Origin of the sequence: Ornithinibacillus proteolyticus (assembly GCF_039581225.1) — a bacterium.
In the GTDB taxonomy this organism is placed as follows: domain Bacteria; phylum Bacillota; class Bacilli; order Bacillales; family Amphibacillaceae; genus Ornithinibacillus; species Ornithinibacillus massiliensis.
The window spans coordinates 1-8,080 of the sequence record NZ_JBCPXV010000075.1 but is presented as its reverse complement, the minus strand read 5'-3'; the positions used below and the strand labels follow the sequence as shown (position 1 = coordinate 8,080).

The window sequence follows — 8,080 nt, the reverse complement described above, 5'->3', positions numbered from 1 at the left end:
CGCCGCTAGATCCATTAACGTCACCCCGAAGGGATCAGTTAATTTCACTCGCTCGACTTGCATGTATTAGGCACGCCGCCAGCGTTCGTCCTGAGCCAAGATCAAACTCTCCAAAAAAGTTTGTCTACGATTGACACCAATCAATCATAGGTAATTCTTAGCAAAGAAGCTGCTAGCTTCTGTAATTCTTTAATAGAAAAAACAGGGAATGTTTCTTCTTGACATACTGGTTGTTTTGTTCAGTTTTCAAGGAGCAAATCTTTATCGCCGTTTTAACAACAGCTTTTATATATTATCACGTTGACAGCATTATGTCAACAACTTTTTCCAAGAAGTTTTTCGCTTTCTTGACTCGCTTTTCAAATCAGCGACTTTAATAATATATCATGTTTGCATTTATAATGTCAAACACTTTTTTTAATTTGTTTTCAGTCATCTGTCGCTAAATGATTCATGTCATTTGAGCAACGGATATAACTTTACCATGTATATCAACCTAAGTCAACACTATTTTTCAACTTTTATTTAATGTCGTTTAATATCAACCATTACTAATGTATTCTATTCATATCTAGGCTATCGTGTGCAATGAACCTTTCATATACTATGTCCATATTAAAGGAAAACAATTCTATTGTTTATAAAAAAATGCTATACTACACATATATAATAAGGAGGACACATTTGTATGGCTCAACTAGTTTATTCGAGTAAAATCAATAAAATCCGTTCCTTTGCCCTAATACTTATATTTGCGGGAATTGGCTTTATGTACATAGGTTTGTTAGTAAAGAAGATTGATTGGTTAATGGCTATATTCTTTCTTATAGGCGTCATCTCCATTGTATTGAGTACAGTAGTATACTTCTGGATAGGGATGCTCTCAACAAAAGCAGTTCCAATTATATGTCCAAGCTGTGAGAAGCCTACCAAAATGCTAGGACGTGTTGATGCATGTATGCATTGCAAACAACCGCTAACATTAGATAAAGATCTCGAAGGTAAGGAATTTGATGAAAAATACAATTCCCGAAAATACCAAAGAGAACAGAAGAAAAATAATAACACCAAATAGCATCTGCCTATCGGTAGATGTTATTTTTTTAGGAATGAGCAAAGTAATACATCTTTTCCCCTCCGCACCTAAAATACTTATGCAACTTTACAAGTAGCCTGAGTTATATAGAAATAATCAATATGTAATTCACATTCCTACATATAATCACAAAAAGAAAAGCGATGTTTTTTAGAAATGAGGAATTTCTTTGATACTTATAATAGATAATTATGATTCTTTTACATTTAATTTAGTTCAATATATAGACCAGCTAAATCAAGAAACTGTTGTTGTTCGAAATGACGAAATAACATTAGACATTATCCAGACTCTTCAACCATCTCATATATTACTTTCACCTGGTCCTGGCAATCCCAGTAATGCTGGGATATGTTTAGATATTGTCAAGGAGCTGTATCAAGACTATCCAATTCTAGGTGTTTGCTTAGGTCATCAGATTATAGCAGAAGCATTTGGAGGGAATATAATTAAGGCGAGCGAGCCTACACATGGTAAGATCTCTTCTATTACCCATGATGGAAAGGGCATTTTTAAAGAATTAGCAAACCCTTTACAAATTACAAGATATCATTCTCTTATAGTAGATAAAAACAGTTTTCCACAATGCCTAGAAATAAGTGCCTATACGGAAGCTGGTGATATTGCCGCGTTAAGACATAAGCTATATCCGATAGAAGGAATTCAAGGTCATCCAGAATCTATTCTTTCCGAAAGTGGCCTAGCATTATTAGATAATTTTTTCAGTTCGAAGAGGAGCGTAATGAATGAATAAACATAAACCCTTCCTTCATTTTGATTTTAATGGAACTTCTACTACTTTTGAAAACCCTGTTGAGATTATAACTACTGATGAGATTGATCAAGTTGTTCCTAGTTTAGCGAAGGTTCAAGATGCTATTCATAATGGCTATTATGCTGCTGGCTATGTATCCTACGAGGCAGCACCAGCCTTTGAACAATCCATGAAAGTATTTGATACAAATCGTATGCCACTCTTATGGTTTGGAATATATGAAGGTACTAGTAACATAGCTAACAAATCAATTGGATCTTTCTATACTACAGAATGGAAGCTCAATACCTCTACGGAGGAATACAACCGTTCTATCAACCAAATCAAAACACATATTGAGCATGGAGAAACCTATCAAGTTAATTACACAATCCGTATGGATGCAGCTTTTCATGGAGACACCTTTGCTTATTACCAACAACTGGCTAGTTCACAATCAGCCAATTATAGCGCATATTTAGATATAGAAGGTTTTCATGTATTATCCGCTTCCCCAGAATTGTTTTTCCATCTTAAAGAGGGAAAAATTACAACGAAGCCAATGAAAGGAACGATTGGTAGAGGGAACACTATAAAAGAAGACCAAGAAAATGCCAGATGGCTTTCTCAGTCAGAGAAGAATCGGGCTGAGAATGTTATGATTGTTGATCTTCTACGAAATGACTTAGGAAGATTAGCAAAGCCTGGCTCAGTAAAGGTACCAGAACTATTTACTATCGAGAAATATCCGACCGTATTTCAAATGACTTCTACTGTAACGGGTGAAATTGGTAGTGAGATAGGGATTGTAGATATATTCAACGCATTATTTCCATGTGGTTCGATTACGGGTGCACCTAAGATTAGTACGATGAATATTATTCATGATCTAGAAACTACTCCGCGCGAGGTTTACTGTGGAGCAATTGGATTTATAACTCCGGAACAAGAAGCAATTTTCAATGTCCCAATCCGAACTGTAGTCATTGATGATAATGGCCAGGCTACATATGGTGTTGGTGGCGGAATTACTTGGGACTCTATGGAAGATGAAGAATATAATGAAGTTTTAACGAAAGCAAAGGTACTGTCTAATGCAAATAACGATTTCCAGCTCATAGAAACGATTGGTTTATTCGATGGGAATTATCTTGTTTTGGACAATCATGTACGAAGGCTTAAGCGCTCCGCTTCCTATTTTACATTTCCATTCAACCAGGAGCAGCTAATGGAAATGCTCCACGACATTGCCAGTAGACACCCAGATGGGAACTTTAGGGTGCGAGTTTTACTTTGTCCAAACGGAGAATTAGCCGTAGATGTCACAAAGGAAGAGGCTGTTGTTAATGACTGCAAACCTGTTTCATTAGCGAAACATGCGATATCCCAGGATGATATTTTTCTTTATCATAAAACAACCAATCGTATCGTTTACGAAAAACTTCTTGCTGAGGTAGATGATGTGTTTGATGTTTTATTATGGAATGAACATCATGAGATAACGGAATTTACCCGTGGTAATGTCGTCGTCGAACTTGCAGGGAAGCTATACACACCACCTGTACAGTCTGGTCTATTAGCTGGAACGTATCGAGAAAAGCTACTGAATGAAGGAACAATCTCAGAACGAGTTATTCGTATAGAGGAACTTGCTGAATGTAGTAAGATTTGGTTTATCAATAGTGTAAGACAATGGGTATTAGTCCATTTAGTATAAAAATAACCCTGCTACCATCATTGGAGCAGGGTTATTCATTACATTAATGTTTATGTCCTTTTTGCTGTTTACACTCTTCACAAGTTCCATATACTTCCATTCGGTGATGACTAACTTCAAATCCAGTCACTTTGGCTGCTAGGGATTCTACTTCATCTAATGATGGATAATGAAAGTCGACGATTTTTCCACATGACTCACAAATAATATGGTAATGATCGGTTAAATTAATTTCGAACCTACTCGAGGAATCGCCGTATGTTAATTCACGAACCAATCCGTTTTCACGTAGTACACGTAAATTGTTATATACTGTTGCTACACTCATATTAGGGAATTTTCCTTCTAGTGCTTTATATATATCATCGGCTGTTGGGTGAATAACTGAGTTCATTAGATAATCAAGCACCGCATGACGTTGTGGTGTAATACGTACCCCTGACTCTTTCAATGCAACAATTGCTTTTTGAAGTCTATTTTCTGACACGTCATGCACCTCGCTTTCGTGAGAATTTCTAAGTCTGATACAATTATTATATTATAATATTTATAATTAGTGTACGCCTATCCATTCAGTCTTGTCAATATTAGTATATTGTAATGGATAAATATTATAACTTAGTTGCTCGTGTCTCAACAGAATTGTAAGACGATGAATTAGATAATATTAAAATCTAAGATGTTGTTAGTGCTTCTTACCCGCTCTGGAAAATAGTGTATCCATATAATTTAATAGCATTAAATTACACTTCCGTATTCAACGGTAACTCTTCCCCACCTAATTCTTTATTCACAAATCTAGCTGCGACAAATAAATAATCCGATAATCGATTTAAATAGGATACAACTAAAGGATTAGCTAATTCGTCTACCAGGCCAACTGCTAGTCTCTCAGCTCGACGTGTTACAGTTCTTGCCACATGGAGTGCGCTTGATGCACGGTGGCCTGACGGTAGAATAAATTGCTTTAAGGCATCTAATTGCTGGTCCCACTCGTCAATTTGCTTTTCTAGCTCTTCAATATGCTCTTTCTTAAGCTTCCATGCTACTTCCTTATCCGGTGGTGTTGCTAATTCTGCCCCAACATGGAAAAGAATCGTTTGAACCCGGTGCATTTGCTCTAGAAAACTAGCCTTCCCTTCCCAGCTCTCTCCTTCTAGTAGACTGGATGCAAGACCAATCATGGAATTGGCTTCATCACAAGTTCCGTATGCTTCTACCCGAAGATCATTCTTTGGTACTCTTTTTCCATATACTAATGAAGTTAAGCCCTTATCACCTGATCTTGTATAAATTCGCATTTTAATACCCCCTAGATGGATCAACTTTATTAACGTAGTCACTTTCACCATTCAGTAGTTTATCTAGGTTTTCCTGGAATATCGCTAATGCTCGAACCATATAGTTTGGTGACTGTCCCGAGATATGTGGTGTTACCGTAATATTTGGTTCTGCCCATAGTGGACTATCTTCTGGAAGAGGTTCCTGCTCAAAAACATCTAATACAGCATGGGCAATTTGTTGCTCTTTAACAGCTTGTAACAAGGTTTCCGTACTAACAAGGTCACCCCTACCTATATTAATAAAAACAGCATCCTGTTTCATCAGATTAAAATGCTCTTCTGTTAATAGGTATCTTGTTTCTGCAGTACTTGGTAAGACTGAGACAATGAAATCTGCACTTGGTAGTACCTCTTTAATCGCTTTGATTGGATATACTTGATCAAAATGCTCTACTAGCCTTCCACTACGAGAAACACCAATTGTCGTCATCTGGAAGGCTTTTGCAAGTCTTGCCACTTCCTGTCCAATTGCTCCTGTTCCCAAGACGAGAAGTGTTTGCCCTGTTATTTCCTTCATGCGTACTGATTTATCCCATTTATTATTTTTTTCATTTTCCATTAGTGTTTTTTCTTGTCTATACACTTGTAGCATCATAGAAAGACTATATTCGGCCATCTGAGTTTTATGAATACCGCGAGCGTTTGTAATCAGAATTCCCCTATCTTCTATTTGCTTAAAAGGTAATTGCTCTACACCAGCTGAAAGCACCATGATCCACTTTAGTTGTGCAGCCCTTTCTAGTTTCACCTCATCTACATCGCCACCGTATGTCACTAGTACAGAAGCCCTCTCTAAATGTTGCTCTGCTTCTTCCATACCTGTTGTAAAAATAAACTCCTCGTTCGGATAGCTTTCTACCAATGTGTGCTGATGTTTTTCTGAAATATTTGCTGAGAAAAGAATAACCAAACTAAATTCCCCCTTTACATAACTATTAATCCCTATCTCCATAATAAACACATTAGAAAGATTGAACAACTTAAATCAGAAAAGCTTTGTGCCCTCGGAGCTATACGCTTTGATTTGATGCGTTCCTATCTGTCAAAAAAAGCCAGATCCCAACTATGAGATACTGGCTACGCAATATTAGTCTTCCTTTTTAAACAAACGTTTGATAGATTGGAGGAAAATCATAGCATCTAGCTTAAAGGAGCAGTTCTGCGTATAGTATAGGTCATATCGTATTTTCAAACCGTGCTTTTCATTGGTTGCTCCCTTTATTTGAGCATAGCCGGTCAATCCAGGTCGAACTTTAAGACGCTTCATCTGTTGGCGGTTGTAATAATCAACTATTTCTGGTCGCTCTGGGCTTGGTCCTATTAAACTCATATCCCCTCGAATTACATTAATCAATTGCGGTAATTTATCTAAATGATACTTACTTAACCACAGTCCTGTACTCGTGTACGTAACATGTTTATCCCGGATTATCTTAAAGTAATCCGGTACGCCGTTATCCCAGGAGCTTGGAAATGGATATGGTGGAAGCTGGCGAATGACCTTGGATCCGTTTGTCATCGTACGGAAGGACCACATGACAAAGGTCCGATTATTTTTCCCTACTCGTACTTCTCGATTGAAAATAGGCTTCCCTTCTTTTTTCGCTATTCGTATACAAATGTACAAGAATAGAGGTAAAAATAAGAAAAATAGAATGGTACTCACGATCATATCTGATAGTCTTTTAAAAAAGAAATAAAGATTAATATGGATGAAATAATTTGTTTTCGTTTTGGCAGACTCTAGCATCCTGATCATACCTTTCTTTACATTGTACAAATCCTATTACTAAATACGTATTCAAAGCGTTAGGCTTATATAACTATGTAATAGAAAAGTAATATAATCAGTCTACAAAATTTGGTTACGATAAATCGCATGGAAATGATGATATACAAAGGGGACACATACTTAGATTCTACTAAAATATGTGTCCCCTTATACGATTATACTAAATTATCACGAATAAAGTTCAGTGCATCTTCCACATGACCATCCACTTTCACTTTACGATACTCTTTCTGAAGTTTACCTTCTTTATCAATAATGAAAGTGGAGCGCTCTACACCATAATACTCTCTACCAAAGTTCTTTTTAAGCTTCCATACATCATATGCTTCTGCTACTTTATGTTCCTCATCAGCTAAAAGTAAAAATGGTAGTTCGTGCTTTGTTATAAATTTTTGATGACTTGCAACTGGATCTGGACTAACACCTACGATTACAGCATCAAGCTCTTTGAAGCTTTCATGATTATCTCGAAAATCACAAGCCTCTGTTGTACATCCTGGTGTCATGTCCTTCGGGTAAAAATATAATACAACATGCTTTCCTTTTAAATCCTCTAAACGAACTTCTTCTCCTTCTTGGTTAGGAAGGGCAAAGGAAGGGGCAGGTTTTCCTACTTCTAACGTCATTTATAAAACCTCCAAAACTTAAATTCACCTTCACTATAACATTACGATAAGTGGAATGCTATTCTCTTGCCCGCTCCTGATTAGAATTGACAAAATGAATGACAAATGCGGTCGGTAAAATATAGCCAATTAATGCTTCAATTAACGCAAGTAATCTTCCAATACCAATCGGGGTAATATCACCATAGCCAATCGTCAACATTGTAACACCACTAAAATACATCGAATGTATCAAAGATCCAATTGGACCGACCTTCCTTAATTCCCCACCTTCAACCAAGTAAATCCCTTCAAAGGAAAGGATAAAATAAATTAAACCAAATCCAATTATGACAATCGTATAGGTAATCACTAAAGAAGTGAACATTTCAATGGAAAAGCTGCGCTCCTTCATTCGGACTCCCATGATTTCTTTTTCTCCTATAACAAATCCATAGATACTTTTAGCAATAATGAAGCTGACAACGATTACCAATAACCATGGTAGTATACTCATACAATCTCCCTTTTCTCTTTTATAAGCATTACTACATCATATGCTAGTAGTTCCGAGGGCTTGTCATTTTATTTTCAAGTTGAATGCGATACAATAAGTAACGTGAACTAAAGCTAGCAAGCTTTTTACATAGGAGCATTCCTGTAATGAAGAAATTTGAGGATTGAAACAAAAAGAGCCCTCTTGGTATCATACGAGGTGTCCAAAGCTTCGAAGCAAAAATGGACCCTTAATTTAAGTAACCAAGGAGGACTCA

General features: G+C 36.7%; 9 protein-coding genes and 1 rRNA gene. 3 read left to right on the top strand and 7 right to left on the bottom strand.

Features of this window, described 5'->3' with window-relative positions; all coding sequences use genetic code 11:
- A 16S ribosomal RNA gene (locus tag AAIB49_RS18830) occupies nt 1–117 on the bottom strand; the annotation flags it as partial.
- A gap of 571 nt (nt 118–688) precedes the next feature.
- Here AAIB49_RS18830 and AAIB49_RS18825 point away from each other — a divergent pair.
- The 3 genes from AAIB49_RS18825 to pabB all read left to right on the top strand — a co-directional run bounded on the left by AAIB49_RS18825 (nt 689) and on the right by pabB (nt 3,567).
- Nucleotides 689–1,075, top strand: coding sequence for a YgzB family protein (locus AAIB49_RS18825; RefSeq protein WP_186868831.1), 387 nt, complete (start codon nt 689–691; stop codon nt 1,073–1,075).
- 190 nt (nt 1,076–1,265) lie between these two features.
- Entirely contained in the window at nt 1,266–1,850 is a 585-nt protein-coding gene (locus tag AAIB49_RS18820; RefSeq protein WP_339216750.1) for an anthranilate synthase component II, read from the top strand.
- Nucleotides 1,843–3,567, top strand: coding sequence for an aminodeoxychorismate synthase component I (gene pabB / locus AAIB49_RS18815; RefSeq protein ID WP_339216751.1), 1,725 nt, complete (start codon nt 1,843–1,845; stop codon nt 3,565–3,567). Before AAIB49_RS18820 ends, pabB begins: the two co-directional genes overlap by 8 nt.
- A 43-nt stretch (nt 3,568–3,610) precedes the next feature.
- Here the strand turns inward: pabB and perR are convergent, their stop codons facing one another.
- From perR to AAIB49_RS18785, 6 genes are all read right to left on the bottom strand, one after another.
- Complete coding sequence (gene perR, locus AAIB49_RS18810; RefSeq protein ID WP_186868834.1) at nt 3,611–4,054, bottom strand: peroxide-responsive transcriptional repressor PerR; 444 nt, start codon at nt 4,052–4,054, stop codon at nt 3,611–3,613.
- Nucleotides 4,055–4,310: 256 nt separating this feature from the next.
- On the bottom strand, nt 4,311–4,868 hold the full coding sequence (locus AAIB49_RS18805; RefSeq protein WP_339216753.1) for a cob(I)yrinic acid a,c-diamide adenosyltransferase: 558 nt from the start codon (nt 4,866–4,868) through the stop codon (nt 4,311–4,313).
- 1 nt (nt 4,869) lies between these two features.
- Nucleotides 4,870–5,820, bottom strand: a complete 951-nt coding sequence (locus AAIB49_RS18800) for a D-2-hydroxyacid dehydrogenase (protein WP_343458940.1) — start codon at nt 5,818–5,820, stop codon at nt 4,870–4,872.
- Nucleotides 5,821–5,997: 177 nt separating this feature from the next.
- On the bottom strand, nt 5,998–6,660 hold the full coding sequence (locus AAIB49_RS18795) for a sugar transferase (RefSeq protein ID WP_343458939.1): 663 nt from the start codon (nt 6,658–6,660) through the stop codon (nt 5,998–6,000).
- A 197-nt stretch (nt 6,661–6,857) separates the two neighbouring features.
- On the bottom strand, nt 6,858–7,328 hold the full coding sequence (gene bcp, locus AAIB49_RS18790; RefSeq protein WP_339216759.1) for a thioredoxin-dependent thiol peroxidase: 471 nt from the start codon (nt 7,326–7,328) through the stop codon (nt 6,858–6,860).
- A gap of 58 nt (nt 7,329–7,386) precedes the next feature.
- Nucleotides 7,387–7,824, bottom strand: coding sequence for a potassium channel family protein (locus AAIB49_RS18785; RefSeq protein ID WP_339216761.1), 438 nt, complete (start codon nt 7,822–7,824; stop codon nt 7,387–7,389).
- Between the last annotated feature and the right edge of the window lie 256 nt (nt 7,825–8,080).